Annotated in this window: 17 protein-coding genes and 3 tRNA genes; 5 read left to right on the top strand and 15 right to left on the bottom strand. The window is 62.4% G+C overall.

The window, feature by feature from the left end; translation table 11 throughout:
* Positions 1–40: 40 nt before the first annotated feature.
* Positions 41–925 (bottom strand): 4-hydroxy-tetrahydrodipicolinate synthase, encoded by an 885-nt coding sequence (gene dapA, locus DOM27_RS13800; protein WP_110656647.1) that lies wholly within the window; start codon positions 923–925, stop codon positions 41–43.
* Positions 926–1,283: 358 nt separating this feature from the next.
* Here dapA and DOM27_RS13795 point away from each other — a divergent pair, with 358 nt between their 5' ends.
* Positions 1,284–1,754: a peroxiredoxin gene (locus DOM27_RS13795; protein WP_110656645.1), complete on the top strand. Its 471-nt coding sequence runs from the start codon at positions 1,284–1,286 to the stop codon at positions 1,752–1,754.
* 19 nt (positions 1,755–1,773) lie between these two features.
* Here the strand turns inward: DOM27_RS13795 and DOM27_RS13790 are convergent, their stop codons facing one another.
* Positions 1,774–2,859 carry an AI-2E family transporter gene (locus tag DOM27_RS13790; RefSeq protein WP_110656642.1) on the bottom strand — a complete coding sequence of 362 codons (1,086 nt, stop codon included), beginning with the start codon at positions 2,857–2,859 and terminating at the stop codon, positions 1,774–1,776.
* Positions 2,860–2,864: 5 nt separating this feature from the next.
* On the bottom strand, positions 2,865–3,107 hold the full coding sequence (locus tag DOM27_RS13785; RefSeq protein WP_110656640.1) for a sulfurtransferase TusA family protein: 243 nt from the start codon (positions 3,105–3,107) through the stop codon (positions 2,865–2,867).
* Between the two features lie 325 nt (positions 3,108–3,432).
* On the opposite strand from DOM27_RS13785, the gene DOM27_RS13780 reads away from it, so the two are divergent.
* Positions 3,433–4,896, top strand: coding sequence for a M48 family metalloprotease (locus tag DOM27_RS13780; RefSeq protein WP_110656637.1), 1,464 nt, complete (start codon positions 3,433–3,435; stop codon positions 4,894–4,896).
* A 51-nt stretch (positions 4,897–4,947) separates the two neighbouring features.
* Here the strand turns inward: DOM27_RS13780 and DOM27_RS13775 are convergent.
* The 12 genes from DOM27_RS13775 to DOM27_RS13720 form a co-directional block, all read right to left on the bottom strand.
* Positions 4,948–5,023 (bottom strand) — tRNA-Lys (locus DOM27_RS13775).
* 59 nt (positions 5,024–5,082) lie between these two features.
* A tRNA-Lys gene (locus tag DOM27_RS13770) sits at positions 5,083–5,158 on the bottom strand.
* A gap of 102 nt (positions 5,159–5,260) precedes the next feature.
* Positions 5,261–5,336 (bottom strand) — tRNA-Lys (locus tag DOM27_RS13765).
* Positions 5,337–5,423: 87 nt separating this feature from the next.
* Entirely contained in the window at positions 5,424–6,290 is an 867-nt protein-coding gene (gene rluB / locus DOM27_RS13760) for a 23S rRNA pseudouridine(2605) synthase RluB (RefSeq protein WP_110656635.1), read from the bottom strand.
* 80 nt (positions 6,291–6,370) lie between these two features.
* Positions 6,371–7,282 carry an SMC-Scp complex subunit ScpB gene (gene scpB, locus DOM27_RS13755; protein ID WP_110656632.1) on the bottom strand — a complete coding sequence of 304 codons (912 nt, stop codon included), beginning with the start codon at positions 7,280–7,282 and terminating at the stop codon, positions 6,371–6,373.
* The gene (locus DOM27_RS13750) at positions 7,279–8,256 is read right to left on the bottom strand and encodes a segregation and condensation protein A (protein WP_110656630.1); all 978 of its coding nucleotides are present in this window, start codon (positions 8,254–8,256) and stop codon (positions 7,279–7,281) included. Before DOM27_RS13750 ends, scpB begins: the two co-directional genes overlap by 4 nt.
* 113 nt (positions 8,257–8,369) lie before the next feature.
* A complete protein-coding gene (pqqE, locus tag DOM27_RS13745; protein WP_110656627.1) occupies positions 8,370–9,494 on the bottom strand; it encodes a pyrroloquinoline quinone biosynthesis protein PqqE in 1,125 nt (374 codons plus the stop codon).
* Positions 9,491–9,811: a pyrroloquinoline quinone biosynthesis peptide chaperone PqqD gene (gene pqqD / locus DOM27_RS13740; RefSeq protein WP_110656625.1), complete on the bottom strand. Its 321-nt coding sequence runs from the start codon at positions 9,809–9,811 to the stop codon at positions 9,491–9,493. Before pqqD ends, pqqE begins: the two co-directional genes overlap by 4 nt.
* On the bottom strand, positions 9,808–10,638 hold the full coding sequence (gene pqqC, locus DOM27_RS13735) for a pyrroloquinoline-quinone synthase PqqC (protein WP_245392727.1): 831 nt from the start codon (positions 10,636–10,638) through the stop codon (positions 9,808–9,810). The genes pqqD and pqqC overlap by 4 nt, the downstream gene beginning before the upstream one ends.
* Positions 10,635–11,570, bottom strand: a complete 936-nt coding sequence (gene pqqB / locus DOM27_RS13730) for a pyrroloquinoline quinone biosynthesis protein PqqB (RefSeq protein WP_245392726.1) — start codon at positions 11,568–11,570, stop codon at positions 10,635–10,637. Before pqqB ends, pqqC begins: the two co-directional genes overlap by 4 nt.
* Entirely contained in the window at positions 11,567–11,644 is a 78-nt protein-coding gene (gene pqqA / locus DOM27_RS18295; RefSeq protein WP_075569317.1) for a pyrroloquinoline quinone precursor peptide PqqA, read from the bottom strand. Before pqqA ends, pqqB begins: the two co-directional genes overlap by 4 nt.
* 103 nt (positions 11,645–11,747) lie before the next feature.
* The gene (locus DOM27_RS13720) at positions 11,748–13,604 is read right to left on the bottom strand and encodes a DEAD/DEAH box helicase (RefSeq protein WP_110656622.1); all 1,857 of its coding nucleotides are present in this window, start codon (positions 13,602–13,604) and stop codon (positions 11,748–11,750) included.
* Between the two features lie 230 nt (positions 13,605–13,834).
* Here DOM27_RS13720 and DOM27_RS13715 point away from each other — a divergent pair, with 230 nt between their 5' ends.
* The 3 genes from DOM27_RS13715 (at position 13,835) to larE (ending at position 17,297) form a co-directional block, all read left to right on the top strand.
* Positions 13,835–14,959 (top strand): 2-keto-3-deoxygluconate permease, encoded by a 1,125-nt coding sequence (locus DOM27_RS13715; RefSeq protein WP_110656620.1) that lies wholly within the window; start codon positions 13,835–13,837, stop codon positions 14,957–14,959.
* 82 nt (positions 14,960–15,041) lie between these two features.
* Positions 15,042–16,304 carry a nickel-dependent lactate racemase gene (gene larA, locus DOM27_RS13710; RefSeq protein ID WP_110656618.1) on the top strand — a complete coding sequence of 421 codons (1,263 nt, stop codon included), beginning with the start codon at positions 15,042–15,044 and terminating at the stop codon, positions 16,302–16,304.
* 87 nt (positions 16,305–16,391) lie between these two features.
* Positions 16,392–17,297 (top strand): ATP-dependent sacrificial sulfur transferase LarE, encoded by a 906-nt coding sequence (larE, locus tag DOM27_RS13705; protein ID WP_110656616.1) that lies wholly within the window; start codon positions 16,392–16,394, stop codon positions 17,295–17,297.
* The last annotated feature ends 7 nt before the right edge of the window (positions 17,298–17,304 follow it).

Here is a 17,304-nt window from a genome sequence, read left to right as displayed (position 1 = left end):
CCTGCGCCGATATGCGTTACTTCCTGTTGATACCAACGAGTCACTTGATGTTGATACCCGCGAGCTGCAGCGCTTCGCCGACATTGCCGTGATAGCGTTCGGACAGCCAGGTCAGCGGCAGACGAATGCCGGTATCGGCGTAACCCATACGATTGAGGCCCCACTTGACGGGAATGGGGTTGGATTCGATCCCCAACGCAGTGTGCAGCGGCGCCAGGCGCGCATTGATCTGGTGCGCTTTTTCACGCTGGCCGCTGGTGGCCGCGACGCACAGATCATGCATCGCCTGCGGCGCCACGTTGGCGGTGACGGAAATATCACCGTGGCCGCCCATCAGCATGAAATCGCAGGCAGTGGGATCGTCGCCGGAGTAGAGCGCGAAACCGCTACCCTTGAGCCGATCGATCAGCTCCTCGGCACGCTCGAGATTGCCCGTGGCATCTTTCAGGCCAACGATTCGCTCGAGTTCCGCCAGGCGGAAAACCGTCTCGTTGTAGATATCGGAGCAGGTGCGCCCGGGAACGTTGTAAAGGATGATCGGTAGCTCGCTCGCTTCGGCGACCGCCCTGAAATGCTGGTACAGGCCTTCCTGGGTCGGCTTGTTGTAATAGGGCGCCACCGACAGACAGCAGTCCGCGCCTACTTCACTGGCGTAGCGTGCCAGCTCGACCGCTTCGGCCGTGTTGTTGGCGCCAGTGCCAGCGATGACCGGTATCCGACCGTTGACCTCCTCGACCACCGTGCGGATGACATCGAAATGCTCGGCGAAAGACATGGTGGTCGGCTCGCCGGTGGTACCGGCGGCAACGATGGCGTCAGTGCCGTGGTCGAGATGAAAATTCACGAGGCGACGCAGCGCCTCCCAATCGATCTCGCCACCGGCTTTCATCGGCGTCGCCATGGCAACGATACTGCCTGTGATCATCTTGCAGCTCTCTCTTTGAGGCCGGATGGCGACCGGCCGCCTTATCTCATCGGGATCGAATAACCAAAATCGAATGCCGGCCAGACAAATAGACTTTGCCCGGCTTGCTGGCGCATCTCGTGCAGCGCGACCGATTCTGGACGCCGACACTACAGACGTGATGCTCATGACGCCTGCCCGAGCACGATCTTACAGCCTTGAGATGGTACTCAGGCAGCCCCGGCGTGTACAGCCGCCAAGCCGGCTAACGGCGAGATCAGCTACCGACCCATTGCCTTGTCAGAGCCATGGCGACCAAGCATTGACCGCCAGGATCGGCTATCGTTCGCCATTCACTTCCCCTGCATCGGAGCGCTCCATGGCTACCCAGATTGGACAACCCGTCGACGACTTCGCCGCCGAAGCCACCGGCGACACCCCATTTCGGCTCAGCGATTATCGTGGCAAACAGGTCGTGATCTACTTTTACCCCAAGGACAGCACCCCCGGCTGCACCACCGAAGGCGGCGACTTCCGGGACAACATCGATGAGTTCGAAGCCGCCAACACGGCCGTATTCGGTGTCTCGCGGGATGGCCTCAAATCGCACGAAAACTTCAAGACCAAGCAGGAATTTCCGTTCGAACTGCTCTCGGATCGCGACGAGGCCGTATGCCGACAGTTCGATGTGATCAAGCTCAAGAAGCTGTACGGCAAGGAACATCTGGGCATCGAACGCAGCACCTTTCTGATCGATGCCGACGGTAATCTGGCCCGCGAGTGGCGCGGCGTCAAAGTGCCGGGGCATGTCGACGAAGTGCTCGAAGCGGCGCGCGAACTCAACCGCTAGGACCGGCAGAGCGCTGGCTTCAGCGCTCCTGTGCGATCTCGACCTGGTCCGACTCGCCTCGTGGCCAGGCCTGGACCAGCGCCTTGATCAGGGTAGCCAGCGGAATCGCGAAGAACACCCCCCAGAAGCCCCATAACCCGCCGAAAAACAGCACCGCCACGATGATCGAGACCGGATGCAGATTGACCGCTTCCGAGAACAGGATTGGCACCAGCACGTTGCCATCCAGCGCTTGCAGAATGGCGTACGCCACCAGCACGTAGAAAAATTGATCGCCGACACCGAAGTGAAAACCCGCCACGGCGGCGACCGGCAGCGTGGCTATCGCCGCACCGATATAGGGCACCAGCACCGACAACCCCACGATTAGCCCCAGCAGCGCCGCATAGGGTAGACCGAAACCCCAGAAGACGATGAACGCCACGCTACCGACGATGATGATCTCGATCGTCTTGCCGCGAACGTAGTTGGCAATCTGATCATCCATCTCTTGCCAGATGCGAGTCATCAGCGTGCGTTTTCCCGGCAGCATCGAGAGCAGAAAATCGACCAGTCGCTCGCGGTCCTTGAGCAGAAAGAAGACCAGTATCGGCACCAGTACCAGATAGATGATGACCGCCATCAGGTTACCCAGCGATGCCAGCGAGAAGGTCAGCGCGCGCTGACCGAGCTGGGAGGCCTGATGGCCTGCCGTGGCGATCCAGCCCTGGATCTGATCCGGCGTCACGATGGTGGGGTACTTGGCCTGCATTTCACCCAGCCAGCGCTGACTGCTGGCAAACATGTTGGGGGCTTCCTGAACCAGCTCGACCAATTGATTCCAGACCAGCGGCATGACGATCAGCGCCAGTGCCAACAGCGCCCCCACGAACAACAGAAAGACCAGCCCGACGGCCAACAGACGCGGCAGCCCCCGACGTTCCAGCCATGACACCACGCCTTGCAACAGAAAAGCGACGACCAACGCCGTGAAGAACGGTGCCAGAGCACCGCCCAGCCAGATGACGACGGCAAAACCGCCAATCAGCAGCGCCAGCAGAACGATGGCTTCCTCGTCGGAGAGATAACGCTCGAACCAGTTACGCAGGATGCCTCTCAAACTCATGCTCTCTATACTCCCTCGGCTTTTAGCAACCAGTAGCGATAGACGCCCGCCGCCTCGCTGCGCTCGACCAGCGTGTGCCGGCTATGCTCGACGAAGCTCTCGAAATCGCGCCACGAGCCCGCATCGGTGGCGGTCACCTCGAGCAGTTCCCCGGGGTGCATGGCAGCGAGAGCCTGTTTGGCCTTGAGCAGAGGAAGCGGACAGCTCAAACCGGAGGCATCCAGTCGACAATCGGGCGTTTGAGACATGACACATCCCGGGTTGATGAAAGTTTGAACGTTCGTAGCCGGCACAGGGCCAGTTGCATCGCTCGCTGACTTTTCAGAAAGTGCCTAAGCAACGTCTGAGCCAGACTGTGGTCGAAAAACATGATACCTCAGACCGTAACCGCCTACTGTGGCGTCGTCTGCAATAGCGTCGTCTGCAATAGCGTCGTCTGCACCATACCGATTATTGCCTGCACAGAGCCTGTTACCGGTACCGTAGCGTCTGGCCGTGCTGTAGCTTGTGGTTGCGCTGTAGCTTCTGGCTGTATTGTGGCTTTTTGCCTGAATTGGGATCGAGACCGTCGGCATGACAAAGCAACGACTGACATCATTCAAACGGCAACTGTTGGCCGTCTCGCTGCTGTCCATGACCCTGGCAGGCGCGCCCCCGATCGCACAGGCCGAGCAAGGCTATCAGCTTCCGGATCTCGGCAGTACCAGTGTCGCCGTCACCACCAATGACGAGTACCGTCTGGGCCGGGCCTGGCTTCGCCAATTCCGCGCCCAGACCGATCCCTGGCATGACCCGATCACCCAGACTTACGTGCATTCGATGCTGGCCAAGCTGGTGCCTTACAGCGGCGTCGACGAACGGCTCGTCGTCACGCTGGTCGATAGCCGGCTCCTGAATGCGTTTGCCGTGCCCGGCGGCGTTGTCGGCGTCAATGCGGGCCTGTTCACGACCGCGCCCAACGAGGACGAGTTCGCCTCGGTACTCGCCCACGAGCTGGGCCACCTCGCCCAGCGCCACTATGCCCGGCGCATGGCGCGAGTGGAGGAAACGCAACTACCGACCATGGCGGCGATGCTGGCAGGGATGATCTTCGCGGCGGGTGGTGGTGGCGGTGCCGGGATCGCCGCCATGATGGGCTCTCAGGCGGCATTCATCCAGGATCAGCTGGCCTACTCCCGGCGCTTCGAGCAGGAAGCCGATCGCGTCGGCCTCAGCGCCATGGCCAAGGCCGGGTACGATCCGCAGGCCATGCCGGAGATGTTTCGCACGCTGCAGAAACTGGCCTCACTACAGGGTGGTAATCCGCCGGAATTCCTGCTGACCCACCCCGTGACCGAATCGCGCATCAGCGATACCCAGGCGCGTGCCGACCAACTGACCTCGCCGCCTCATCACGATGACCCGACCTACGCCATGATCCGGGGCCGGGCGCTGCTGATGCTCAATCAGGGCAACCCGACCCAGGCGATGACGGTGCTTAAGCAGGACGATCCGCCGCCCGCCGCCATCAGCTACCTTCAGGCACTGACCGACGCGCAACGGTCGCGCCCGGAAGCAGCGCTGGCGACGCTCGACAAGCTGGCGAACGACTACCCTGACCTGTCGATGATCCCGGCGACTGCCGCCCAGATAGCCTACGACGCCGACCGCCGTCAGGATGCGCTGGCACGCTCACAACGCATCCTGCGGCTCTCCCCCCGCTACTATCCGGCCCAGTGGGTAGAGGCGGAAACACTGGTACAGACGTCGCCCTCACGGGCCTTCGATGTACTAAGAGACATGAGCGAGCAGTACCCGGAGGACCCAGATGTGTTCGGCTTGCTGTCCGAAGCCGCCGGACGCAGCGGACGAGATGCCTGGGGACAACTGGCGCGTGCCGAGCAACTCCAGCTTCAGGGCACCATCGACACCGCCATACGCCAGATCGACTCAGCCGAGACCGTCGCCAAGCAGAGCGGCGACTACGCCATGGCCAGCCGCATCGAACAGCGGCGCAAGGATTTCCTGGAATATCGCGAAACGATGCGTAATTTCTAGCGCGCAGGAATGAACACAGGATCGAGCGGAAGCATCAGAACACGAAACGAATGGTGGGTCGTGTAGGATTCGAACCTACGACCAATTGGTTAAAAGCCAACTGCTCTACCAACTGAGCTAACGACCCAGAACGTGCGACCGGCGAGAGATGCCGAGTCAGTGCCATGCAGGCGAGGAAGAGATCGATGGTGGGTCGTGTAGGATTCGAACCTACGACCAATTGGTTAAAAGCCAACTGCTCTACCAACTGAGCTAACGACCCATGATCTTTCGATCAATAATGCTCACGACAAACAGTACTCACGGCAAATCGTACATCCCGCAGAGAGTGCTTACCGCCAAAAAGCATCGACCCGTCGGAAAGTGGTGGGTCGTGTAGGATTCGAACCTACGACCAATTGGTTAAAAGCCAACTGCTCTACCAACTGAGCTAACGACCCCTTCCGACTGGGCGCACATATTACTCATAACCCTCGGAGCAGGCAAGTGTTTTTTCCCGCTCCGAGGTGGCTGTCACGACGCGGGAATCAGGAGTCTTCACGCCGCGGACGGCGCGGTTTCTTCATCGCCGTGACCGGGCGCCGCTTGTTCTTGTCGCGGCTCCAGCGATTTTTCTCATCCGGCGTCAATTCCGGCACCTTGCGCGGTTCGAGCCCCGCCATCGTCGAAAGCTCGTCGATCTCGTCCTGGGTCATCTCGGTCCACTCGCCGGCCTTGGCCCGCTTGTCGAGGAAGATGTTGCCGTAGCGAACGCGTTTCAGGCGGCTGACGGTGAGACCCTGGGATTCCCACAGACGACGCACTTCACGATTGCGCCCCTCCATGATCACCACGTGGAACCAGCTATTGATGCCTTCCCCGCCGAACTCCTGCACGTCGGAAAAACGCGCTGGCCCATCGTCGAGCATCACCCCTTCGACCATATTGACCACGTGCTCGCGCTTGACCTCGCCCATCACGCGGACTGCGTATTCCCGCTCGATCTGGTGCGAGGGATGCATCAGTCGGTTGGCCAGCTCGCCATCGGTGGTGAACAGCAACAGGCCGCTGGTATTGATATCGAGGCGGCCGATCGCGATCCAGCGCTCGCCCTTCAGCCGCGGCAGGCGCTCGAACACGGTCCGCCGCCCTTCCGGGTCCTTGCGCGTGCACAGCTCGCCTTCCGGCTTGTTGTACATGATCACGCGGCGCGGCACTTCTTCCACGGCACGCAGGCTGATCAAGCGGTCATCGAGCGCGACACGATCGCGCGATCCCACCCGATCGCCCAGCTTGGCGACCTGGCTGTTGACCTTGACACGGCCGGCGCTGATCGCCGTTTCCATCTCGCGACGCGAGCCATAGCCAGCACGCGCCAGTACTTTCTGCAGTTTTTCGGTATTGATCTCGGTCATGATGCTTCATTGCCTCATCGGCTCGAGGAGTCGCCGGTGACCGCCTGCCCGTCAGGCAGCAAGGTCGGTAGTGACGATCCTCAGGTGTCCGTGTCCGAATCGTCATCCGCTGGGGAGGAGTTCGACTCCGCCTCTTCGGCCTGACGCTTCCGGGCACGTTCGGCCAGTCGCACTTCGAGCTCGGCAAAACTCAGCGACTCGCCGGGGGACGCCATCTCGGCGTGTTCGTCTTTGTCGGGCTCATCTTTGTCACATTCACCCGACGCTGCCGATAAACCGGTATTTTCTGATTCCACCACCGCGTCCGCGGCGTCTTTTGCATCGAGCGATGGCGTCTCGCCGGCCGTATCGACCTCGGTCACATCGACACCGGGCACATCGGCAAACGGCTCATGCATGCCCGTTTCGAACGTCTCGAGCGGCTTGAGTTCATGCATCGGCGGCAACGACTCCAGCGTACTCAATCCCAGATCGTCGAGAAACGACCGGGTGGTGGCGTAGACCGCCGGTCGCCCCGGCACGTCGCGATGACCGACGACGCGAATCCAGCCGCGTTCGACCAAGGTCCGCATGATCGAGCTGCTGACCGCCACACCGCGCACTTCTTCGATATCGCCGCGGGTCACCGGCTGGCGATAGGCGATCAACGCCAGCGTCTCGAGCAGCGCTCGGGAATAGCGCTGGGGCTTTTCATCCCACAGCCGCGACACCCACGGCGAGTAGCGCTGACGAATTCGCACCTGATAACCCGATACCGACTCGCCAAGCTCCAGCGCCCCGCCGGCCGCCAACCGCTCGGACAGCTTGTTCAACGACTCCCGAAGCGCGGCGCGTGACGGCGGCTGCCCGGAGTCGAACAAGCCGTCACCGAACAACGCCTCGAGGCGCTCCAACGAGACCGGCTCGCCCGCGGCCAGCAGCACCGCTTCGAGGATCTCATCCAGCGCTGGCGACACGAGCGGGGAAACGTAAGGGTCGGTCAGGCGATTCATGCCTTGCTCTCGACTTCACTATCGGGAATGTTGGATCCGTCGATATCATCCTCCGCAGCAGAATCGGCGGCCTCGAACGCCAACTCACCCTCACTCTCGAACCCGCGATCGTCATCCGAGACACCCTCTTCCAGCGCTAGTCTGGCGCGCAGATGAATCGGCGAGAGCGGCGCATTCTGCACGATTTCGATCATCGACTCACGCGCTAATTCGAGAATCGCCATGAAGGTCACGATGACCCCGGCGCGCCCCTCCGAGAGCTCGAACAGCGCCTCGAACGGCGTGTAGCGATCTGCGTTCAGCTTGGCCATGATCAAGAGCATCCGCTCGCGGGTCGAGAGCACCTCGCGGCTGATGCGATGGGACTGACGCAGATCGGCCCGCCTGAGCATGCCGCCGAGCGCGCCCAGCAGATCGTTCAGTGACACGTCCGGGTGAACCACGCGTGATTCGAGTTCGGGCAGCGCCGCCTGCGCCGGATGCCAGTCGCGCCCCATGCGCGGCAGGGTATCGAGTTCTTCGGCAGACAGCTTGAGCTGCTCGTACTCCTGCAGCCGGCGAATCAGCTGGGCTCGCGGATCTTCCTCGTCGTCCTCGTCATCACCCTTGGGCGGCCGCGGCAGTAACGAGCGCGACTTGATCTCCGCCAGCATCGCGGCCATCACCAGATATTCGCCGGCGAGATCGATCTCCATCGCCTGCATCAGGTCCACGTACTCGACGTACTGATGGGTAATGGCGGCGACGTTGATGGCCAAAATATCCAGATTTTGGCGCCGGATCAGATAGAGCAGCAGGTCGAGCGGCCCTTCGAAGGTCTCGAGAAAGACCTTGAGCGCTTCCGGCGGAATGTAGAGATCCTGCGGCAGCTCGGTCAGCCCCTCACCGTTGACGCGCGCCACGAACTCCAGCGGCAGCTGCCCGGAAGGCGACGCCTCGGCGGCATCGGGTCGTTCGGATTCGATAACGCTCACGCCGCCTCCCGGATCACTGCTGAATAGTGAAAGCAGTCTAACAAGGCAGGCGACGATGGCCTATCGACACGACGCCGACCGAACGGCGGGGGTCACGCCGCCATTGCTAGTTCTCAGGCAGGCTGGCGCACGAACCGCCGATAGGTGAAGTCGTCGTCTCGGCTCGAATCGATGATCGCCAGCGTCTGGATTTCGTCGTGATAGGGCGAGAGCTCGCAGACCGGATCCATCTGGGCGGCATCGCCGGTCAGCATCAAGGCCTGGCAGCGGCAGCCGCCCCAGTCGATCTCGCGCCGATCGCAGCTCTGGCAGGTCTCCGGCATCCAGTCGGTGCCGCGGTAGGCGTTGAACGCCGGGCTCGACTGCCAGATATCGCCCAGCGCATGCTCGCGCACGTTCCAGAATTCGAGGCCAGGAATGGTCTCGGCGGCGTGACAAGGCAACACCTTGCCTGCGGGAGTGACGTTGAGCGATTGGCGGCCCCAGCCGTTCATGCACGGCTTGGGCAGGCGCGCGTAGTAATCCGGCACGACGGCGTCGATAACGAGCTTGCCTTTCAGCCGTTCGCGGGCAGCCTCGACCAGGTCCAGCGCTTCCATCACCTGCTCACGCGGAGGCATCAGCGCGCCACGGTTCTGAAGCGCCCAGCCGTAATACTGTGCGTGAGCGATCTCCAGACGACGCGCGCCGAGTTTCAGCGCCAGCTCGACCAGGTCGGGGATCTGATGCAGGTTGGCACGATGTATCACGCTGTTGAGCGTCAGCGGCAGGCCGACGTCGGTCACCTCGGCGGCAAAGGCGAGCTTCTTGTCGAAGGCGCCGGGCAGGTTGGCGATATGGTCGTTGACCTTCGCGGTCGCACCCTGCACCGAGAGCTGGACATGATCGAGCCCGGCATTCGCCAATGCTTCGAGCCGCGCCCGGCTGATATTGACGCCGGCGGTGATCAGGTTGGAGTAGAGGCCGTGCTCGGCGCAGCTCGCGACCAGCGCTTCGAGATCCTGGCGCAGTGCCGGCTCGCCACCGGAAAGATGCACCTGGAGCACACCCAGTTCGGCCGCCTCATGAAAGACCCGCTGCCAAGTTTCGGTATCGAGCTCCTCACGCTTGCGCGTCAGTTCGACCGGGTTGGAACAATACGGGCACTGCAGCGGGCAGCGGTGGGTCAATTCCGCCAGCATGCCGATAGGGGGTGGCTGCATCGAGGGCGACTGTCGCGCTTCCGATGGGGAATTCATGCCACTTCCAGAACGTTCTTGGTGATCAGATCGGCGAGCATGGCTCGCACGTCGACGAGTATGCGCTCGCGGGGCGCCGCGAAAGTGTCGGCCAGATCGTCGACGATGGCGGCGATGTCACGCTCGCCATCGACGCGGGTGAGCACCTGCTGAGCGATGGGGTCGAGCTGGAACACACGCTCCGGGGCCAGCAACACCCAACCGCCGCGGGCCTTGTCCTCGCGCAGCCGTACGCCGCGCGGAATCTTGACCACGTCGTGCTCGTGGAGCGCCGGCACGCCGCCAGCGTCGCCGTTGATATGGGCATCGGCATTCATCGGGCAATTCTCCCTTGGTCACTCAGGCCATCACCCTCGATCTCCTGCCCTTCGACGCCGCTGCCCCAGGCGCCCGGCGGCACCTGACCCGCTGGATTCGAGCCGGACCCCACGTAAGCATGTTGAAGCGCATCGAGCATCGCCCACAGCACGCTGCACTTGAAGCGCAGCGCGTCGATGACCGCCTGCTGCTGGTCGGCACGCAAGGCGTGGCGCTTGACGTAGTCGAGCGCCATCTCGGCGTCGCGCGGCGCCTGGGTCAGCCGCGGCTCGAAGTAAGCAAGCGTCTCGCGGGAGACGAAATCGTAGTGCTCGAGCATGCCGCGCACGCGCTGGCCGATCACCATGGGCGAGAACAGCTCGGTCAGCGACGACGCGATCGCTTCGAGCAGCGTCCGGTCGCGCACGAAGTGGGTATAGGCCTCGACCGCAAAGCGGGTTGCCGGCAGGATGCCGCGGGTCGAGACGACGAGCTCTCGGGGCAGATCCAGACCATCGGTCAGCTTGAGCCAGCGTTCGATGCCGCCCTCGCCTGCCGTTTCACCGTCATGATCGACCAACCGCGAACGCCAGGTTCGGCGTAGCGCGGGATCCTCGAGCCTCGCCATCAGCGAGGCGTCCTTGATCGGGATCATCGCCTGATAGTAATAACGGTTGAGCGCCCAGGCCTGAACCTGGCGCTTGTCGAGCTCGCCGTTCTGCAGCATCAACTGGAAGGGATGCCGGTGATGATAGCGGGTCTCACCGACCTCGCGCAGGCGTGCTTCCAGCGCCTCCATGCTCAGCGGCTCGACAAGATCCGGATGATTCTCGAAAGACAGGCTCAACAGCTCAGCTCCATACCGTCATGGGCGATCTCCCAGCCGGCGCGCTCGGCCGCCTGGCGCTCGGAGGAATCCGCAATCAACACCGGATTGGTGTTGTTGATGTGAACGAAGACGCGCTTGCCCAGCGAGAGTTCCGCCAGCGCGGCGATACTGCCGTCTTCTCCGGACATCGACATATGGCCCATCCGGTTCCCCGTCTTATGGCCAACGCCCGCCCGCACCATTTCATCGTCGCGCCACAGGGTGCCGTCGAACAGCAGCAGATCGGCGCCTTCGAGACGCGCAGCGAGTGTCGGCGTCATCGCGGCGCAGCCGGGAATATAGTAGGCGCGCCTGTCGCCGCTGATCAGCTCGACGCCAACCGTGCTCTCGCCTTCGACACCGATCTCGACCTGGTCGCCCTCCAGAAAGAGTGCGGTCTTACCCGGCACCGCGAACAGCCGAGCCTGCAGGCCGTCGAGCAGCGTAAAGGGTTGATCTAGGGCGATCGATTCGCGGCTGACGTAATCGGGGTTCAGCACATCGAAGATCGGGCTGCCACGCAGCACATCCTGGATCATCGGCGTCGCCAGCAGCCGAAACGGCGAGCTTTCGCGGAGATTGAGCAGCCCGCCGACATGATCGACATCGGCATTGGTCAGCAGCACGCTGGCGATCGGCGTATGCCGTCGGCCCTCGCGCGGATGCAATGCCGGCGTCTGTTGAATCTGTTTGAGAATATCGGGCGCGCAGTTGATCAGCGCCCAGTTCTGACCGTCAACGCTGACGGCAATCGAGGATTGGGTTCGCGGCGTCACGCGCGGATCGCCTTCCCAGACCAGACGGCACACGTCGCAGCGACAGTTCCACTGAGGCGAGCCGCCACCGGCGGCCGCCCCGAGAACGCGCAGCTGCAGAGCAGCACCGCCGCGCGTGTCTTGCTGATGGCTCAAAATTCAGCGGGCATGTAGTCGTTGATTTCCATGCCGACGCAGATTTCCTTCACTTCCGGGGTCGTCCAGCTCATGGGGAGCTCCTGAGGTCGATTGTCGATCACGCTCGGATGAGCGCTTCTCCATATTAGCCAATCGTCGCGGTTTATCCCAAGAATTTACTTAGCAAGTAAACTTTTAATCGTCGATGCCGGCGCCATCCGCCTTGCGGTAGCGCCCGACATAGTCGAACAGTTTCTCGTCGACCCGCCAATGACGACCGCTCTTGCGGCCGATGACGAAATCCGGTGCCCGCAGGCGAGAGACGTCCTCGACGGCTTCCTGCGCGGAACGCGGCCGCCAGCCGCTCGACGGTGCGCGCAGATGGTGGCGCAGGAAGATCCGTTCGAAGACATGCTGCTGAGCCGGCGTCTCCAGCCCGAACCACTCGTCCAGCGTTTCGCCATCCTCGTCGTGATAGATCACCTTAAGCCGCGGCACGCCGCGCCCGTTGGTGGTCGCCTCGAGCTGCATGCCACTGACCCTGAGCACCTTGGCATGTCTGAGCTTTAGCGCATCACGCAGCTTGTCGTCCGGATCGACCAACCGCTCACCGCAGTGGCCACAGGCACGCGCGGCAATGTCGTTCTCGCCACCGCACTGCTCGCAGACCTTGAAGCGAAAGCGGAAGGTGCATTGGCTTCCCCCCTCCAGCCCTTGGCAGCGTCGGCCGTGATGTTCGATCACGACGTCGCCGTCGCGCTTGCCCCAGAAAGTATTGGCGAAGCCGCATTCTGGGCATTCGACCTGCACCGGCTCGCTATCGCCATCCGGGCGCGCCTGAGCGATTTCCGGCGCATAGAGCTCCCAGGGGTTGCCTGCGTAGTCGAGAATCAGACAGTCGCGCTTGCCCGGCGAGAGCCGCAGGCCGCGGCCGACGATCTGCTGATAGAGTCCCACGGATTCGGTCGGGCGCAGAATGGCGATCACGTCCACGTGCGGCGCATCGAAGCCAGTGGTGAGTACGGCAACGTTGACCAGATACTTGAGCTCGCGGGCCTTGAACGCAGCGATCAATCGTTCGCGTTCCGGCCCCGGCGTCGCCCCGGTGATCAGCGCACATCCGGCTGATGGCAAGAGTCCCAGCACTTCCTCGGCGTGCGCCACGGTGGCCGCGAAAATCATCACGCCCTGGCGATCGCGGGCACGCTGTATCACGTCGTGGATGATCTGCGGCGTGGCGCGGTTGCCCTGAACCACGCCGTTGAGATCACGCTCGGCAAACTGGCCGTTGCGCTGGGGCGTCAGCCGCGAAAAATCGTAGAAAGCCATGGCCCCATCGACGCGCTTTGGCTCGGCGAGATAGCCCTGGCGCACCATGACCCGCAGCGGCTGCTCGAACACGCAGTCGCGGAAGAAGGCATCCTCGGGGCCTTTGACCATGCCGTGATAATGGCGGTGGTAGAGGAAGCCTTCGCCCAACCGGTAGGGCGTGGCGGTCAGGCCAAGCACCTTGAGATTGGGCCGTGCCGCCCGCAACCGCGCGATCACCTTCTCGTAGGTGGACGCCGAGCGCGCCCGGCCCTTCGCTGCGTTCGCCTTCGCTTCCGAAGCCGCGTCTTTCGACATCGTCCTTTTCGAAACCGTTTCGGCCGAAATCGAGACGCGGTGGCACTCGTCGATCACCAGAAGCGTGAAGTGGCCGTCGGCGAACGCATCGAGCCCGTTGACCACCGACTGCACCGAACCGAATACCACCTGCCGTGTACTCTCCTTGCGCTTGAGCCCGGCGCTGAAAATGTCCGCCTCGAGCCCATAGGCGAGATACTTGGCGTGATTCTGCTCCACCAGCTCGCGCACGTGGGCCAGCACCAGTACCCGACCACGGGCCCGCCGAGCGAGCTCCGCGATCACCAGCGACTTGCCGCTTCCCGTCGGCAACACGACCACGGCCGGGTCGTCGCCACCCCGAAAATGCGCGATGACGTTATCGACGGCCTGAATCTGGTAAGGACGGAGCTTGGGAACGGTGCTGTCCGAGGGGGATTTGAGCATGACGGCATGTTACTCAGGTCGCGCGACCGAGGGAACGCCTCGGGATCGTCGCGCTGATAGTCGGCTCCCAACGTGGCAGTGAGGGCAGACGAATTCTTTGATCTATCCCTTTTCACTTTTTCATCTACGCCTTTAGTGGAATTGTTAAAAATGATCGTTTCGATCAAATTATCAATCGTTTCGATCAATGATGATTCAATCGTCACTCATGGCCTACGGGAGTCCACTCCATGAAACTGCTTGCCACGGTCCAGAAGGTTCCCGGGGGCCTGATGGTCGTTCCCCTCATTTTCGGTGCCGCGCTCAACACCATCGACCAGCTCCATCTTTCCTGGATCACTGCGATCCTGCAGTGGCTGGGCGCCGGTCAGACCGACAGCGGCCAATACGAATTTCTGCGTATCGGCGGTTTTTCCCAGGAGCTGTTCAAGGATGGCGCGCTGGTTCTGATTGCCCTGTTCCTGTTCTGCTCCGGTAGCCAGATGAATCTGCGCGTGGGCGGCAAGGCGCTCAAGAAAGGCGCGCTTTTGGTCACCGCCAAATACCTGACCGGTCTGGCGGTGGGCGTAGGGCTAGGGCTGATGTTCGACCCGATCGATGGTCTGCTGGGCCTCTCGACGGTCGCGATCATCGCCGCCATGACCAACGGCAACGGCGGCATGTACGCGGCACTCACCAGCCAGTACGGCAACCGCTCCGATACCGGCGCCGTGGCGATCCTGTCGCTCAACGATGGTCCGTTCTTCACCCTCATGTCGCTGGGCCTGCTGGGTTCCCAGTTCCCGGTGATCGCTTTCATTGCGGTGCTGTTGCCGATCGCGCTGGGCATGCTGCTGGGCAATATCGACCGCGATATTCGCGCCTTCCTCAAGCCCGGCGAGATCCTTCCGGTGCCCTTCTTTGCCTTTGCGCTGGGCGCGAACATGAATCTGGCGGCGTTCTTCAATCCCGAGGTCGTGGGTGCCGGTCTGCTGCTGGGCATCATGACCACCGTACTTACCGGTGGCGTCGGTATCCTGGTGTTCAGGCTGTTCCGCGAACCCAGCGTGATCGCCCCGATTTCCGAAGCCACCACGGCAGGCAACGCCGCCGGCACACCCGCGGCCATTGCCGCCGCAGCTGCCGTTGCCGCCAACTCGGGCATGATGAGTGCGGCCGAAGCGCAGAGTTATCATGACCTGGTCAATATCGCGACGTCACAGATATCGATCGCCACGCTGACCACCGCCATTCTGGGGCCGATTGCCGTGATGCTGGTCGATCGCTGGCAGAAAAGACGGGGCATCGAAGGCACGCTGGAAGACGAGCCACAGTCTCGGGTCGATGACGACCTCGGCGTCGCCCGCGACGGTTGAGCGACGCCGCTGCCGTATCGTGGCATGCTGAGAGGAATGACATCATCCGGCGGCGCGCAAGCGCCGCCATCCTGGAGCCTTCATGAAAATCTCTCTGCTCTACGGCAAGGGTGAGCTGGCACTCGACCTGCCGGACGACACTTTCGTCGTCGAACCGACGACGCAGCATGGGATGGAGAATCCCGAAGTCGGCGTTCGCGAAGCACTCTCTTCGCCGATCGGTACCCCGCCGCTCAAGGAGATGGTCAAGGCCAGCGATCGCGTCGCCATCGTGATCAGCGACATCACCCGCCCGACGCCCAATCATCTGCTGGTACCGCTGCTGATCGAAACGCTCGATCACGTGCCGCATGAAAACTTCGTCATCATCAACGGTACCGGCACCCACCGCGACCAGACGGTCGAGGAGCTCCGCGGCATGCTGGGCGACTGGGTGGTGGATCACATCGAGATCATCAACAACCACTGCGACAACTACGACGAGCTGGTCAACGTCGGCGACAACAGCTTCGGCTGTCCCTCGTGGCTCAACCGCCGCTGGGTCGAGGCCGACTTCCGCATCGTCACCGGTTTCATCGAACCGCATTTCTTCGCCGGTTTCTCCGGCGGGCCCAAGGGCGTGATGCCGGGCATCGCCGGGCTCGAAACGATCATGACGTTCCACAACGCCCGCATGATCGGCGATCCGCGTTCGACCTGGGGCAACATGGCCGACAATCCGCTGCAGACGATGACCCGCGAGATCAACGCCCTGTGCCCGCCGCATTTCATGCTCAACGTCACCCTCAATCGCGACAAGGCGATTACCCGGGTATTTGCCGGCGATCTGACCGAGGCACACAGGCAGGGCTGCGAGCACGAACTGGAACACGCGATGGTGCAGGCCAGCCAGCGTTTTGATGTCGTGATCACCGGCAATTCCGGCTATCCGCTCGATCAGAATCTCTACCAGGCGGTCAAGGGAATGAGCGCGGCGCACAAGATCGTCAAGCGTGGCGGCACGATTCTGATGGCCTGCGAATGCTCGGACGGCATTCCCGACCACGGCAAATTCGCCGAGATCCTGGCCATGGCGGACTCGCCCCAGGCGCTGCTAGAGATGATCGAAGATCCCGAATTCGCCATGCTAGACCAATGGCAGGTCCAGAAGCAGGCGGTCATTCAGAGCTGGGCCGATGTCATGCTCTACTCGACGCTAAGCGACACCCAGGCTCGCGCCGCACTGATGGAGCCGGTGCACGACATCGCCGAGGCGCTGCAGGCCTTGAAATCACGCTATGGTGACGAGATGACGATTGCCGTGATGCCGCTGGGCCCGTTGACCGTGCCTTATGTTGATGACTGAGCTATGTCGATGACTGAGCTACGTGGATGATCGAGCTACGCCGATGACTGAACTGCCGATCGACGGACACACGACGGGAGGGAACCCATGACCTCGACGGTTCGAACCGAACGAATCAATACCTTGAGCGTGGACGCGGCGCCGTCGCACTCGCACAGCGTGTCGCTGACCGCTGACGTGGCCCAGGGCGCCGAACTCGAGGCCAAGCTGGCCCGGTTGCGCGACGTCCTTCGCCAGATGGGCGATGTTGTGGTGGCGTTCTCCGGTGGCGTCGACAGCACCTTCCTGCTGGCCATCGCGCTGGAGACGCTGGGCCGGGAACGCGTGCTGGCGGTGACTGCGGACTCGGAATCCTATCCGTTCGAGGAACTCGATGCCGCCCGCGATCTGGCCCGGCGCCTGCAGGCGCCGCACCGGGTCATCGAGACCTCGGAGATCGCCATCCCCGGTTACGCCGAAAACGACGCCAATCGCTGCTACTACTGCAAATCCGGCCTGTTCACGCATCTGGCACCGATCATGGTCGACGCCGGATTCCACAATATCGTCTTCGGCCTGATCGCCGATGACGACGGCGAGCACCGCCCGGGCACCCAGGCCGCTCGCGAGTACGGCGTGCGCGGTCCGCTGCATGAAGTCGGACTCTACAAGGCCGAGATTCGCGAACTCTCCCAGGCAATGGTCCTGCCGACCTGGAACAAGCCCTCGCTGGCCTGTCTGTCGTCGAGGGTTGCCTACGGCGAGCGCATCACGCTGGAGAAGCTCGAGCGGATTGCCGAGGCCGAGCGCCGCGTCAGAGCGTTGAACATCGGCCAGCTTCGCGTGCGGCACCATGGAGAACTGGCCCGGATCGAAGTCGAACCCCAGGACATGGCGACGGTGCTCGAACATCACGACCGGCTGGTCGCGGAACTCACCGCACTGGGTTACGCCTGGGTGACGCTGGACCTGGCCGGGTATCGCAGCGGCAGCATGAATCGACTGCTGCCTTGAATTCGGA

This window comes from Salinicola halimionae, from assembly GCF_003206065.1.
Lineage (GTDB): Bacteria > Pseudomonadota > Gammaproteobacteria > Pseudomonadales > Halomonadaceae > Salinicola > Salinicola halimionae.
The sequence above is the reverse complement of the archived record's forward strand: the minus strand, read 5'-3'. Positions and strand labels throughout refer to the sequence as shown.

What these genes read in the sequence shown, in the direction of transcription:
- DOM27_RS13715 (WP_110656620.1), top strand. Translation starts at nt 13,835, where the DNA reads ATGAAACTGCTTGCCACGGTCCAGAAGGTTCCCGGGGGCCTGATGGTC.
- scpB (WP_110656632.1), bottom strand. Translation starts at nt 7,282, where the DNA reads ATGAATCGCCTGACCGACCCTTACGTTTCCCCGCTCGTGTCGCCAGCG.
- DOM27_RS13780 (WP_110656637.1), top strand. Translation starts at nt 3,433, where the DNA reads ATGACAAAGCAACGACTGACATCATTCAAACGGCAACTGTTGGCCGTC.
- DOM27_RS13790 (WP_110656642.1), bottom strand. Translation starts at nt 2,859, where the DNA reads ATGAGTTTGAGAGGCATCCTGCGTAACTGGTTCGAGCGTTATCTCTCC.
- pqqD (WP_110656625.1), bottom strand. Translation starts at nt 9,811, where the DNA reads ATGAATGCCGATGCCCATATCAACGGCGACGCTGGCGGCGTGCCGGCG.
- DOM27_RS13785 (WP_110656640.1), bottom strand. Translation starts at nt 3,107, where the DNA reads ATGTCTCAAACGCCCGATTGTCGACTGGATGCCTCCGGTTTGAGCTGT.
- larA (WP_110656618.1), top strand. Translation starts at nt 15,042, where the DNA reads ATGAAAATCTCTCTGCTCTACGGCAAGGGTGAGCTGGCACTCGACCTG.
- larE (WP_110656616.1), top strand. Translation starts at nt 16,392, where the DNA reads ATGACCTCGACGGTTCGAACCGAACGAATCAATACCTTGAGCGTGGAC.
- DOM27_RS13795 (WP_110656645.1), top strand. Translation starts at nt 1,284, where the DNA reads ATGGCTACCCAGATTGGACAACCCGTCGACGACTTCGCCGCCGAAGCC.
- dapA (WP_110656647.1), bottom strand. Translation starts at nt 925, where the DNA reads ATGATCACAGGCAGTATCGTTGCCATGGCGACGCCGATGAAAGCCGGT.
- pqqA (WP_075569317.1), bottom strand. Translation starts at nt 11,644, where the DNA reads ATGAGCTGGACGACCCCGGAAGTGAAGGAAATCTGCGTCGGCATGGAA.
- rluB (WP_110656635.1), bottom strand. Translation starts at nt 6,290, where the DNA reads ATGACCGAGATCAATACCGAAAAACTGCAGAAAGTACTGGCGCGTGCT.
- pqqE (WP_110656627.1), bottom strand. Translation starts at nt 9,494, where the DNA reads ATGAATTCCCCATCGGAAGCGCGACAGTCGCCCTCGATGCAGCCACCC.
- DOM27_RS13720 (WP_110656622.1), bottom strand. Translation starts at nt 13,604, where the DNA reads ATGCTCAAATCCCCCTCGGACAGCACCGTTCCCAAGCTCCGTCCTTAC.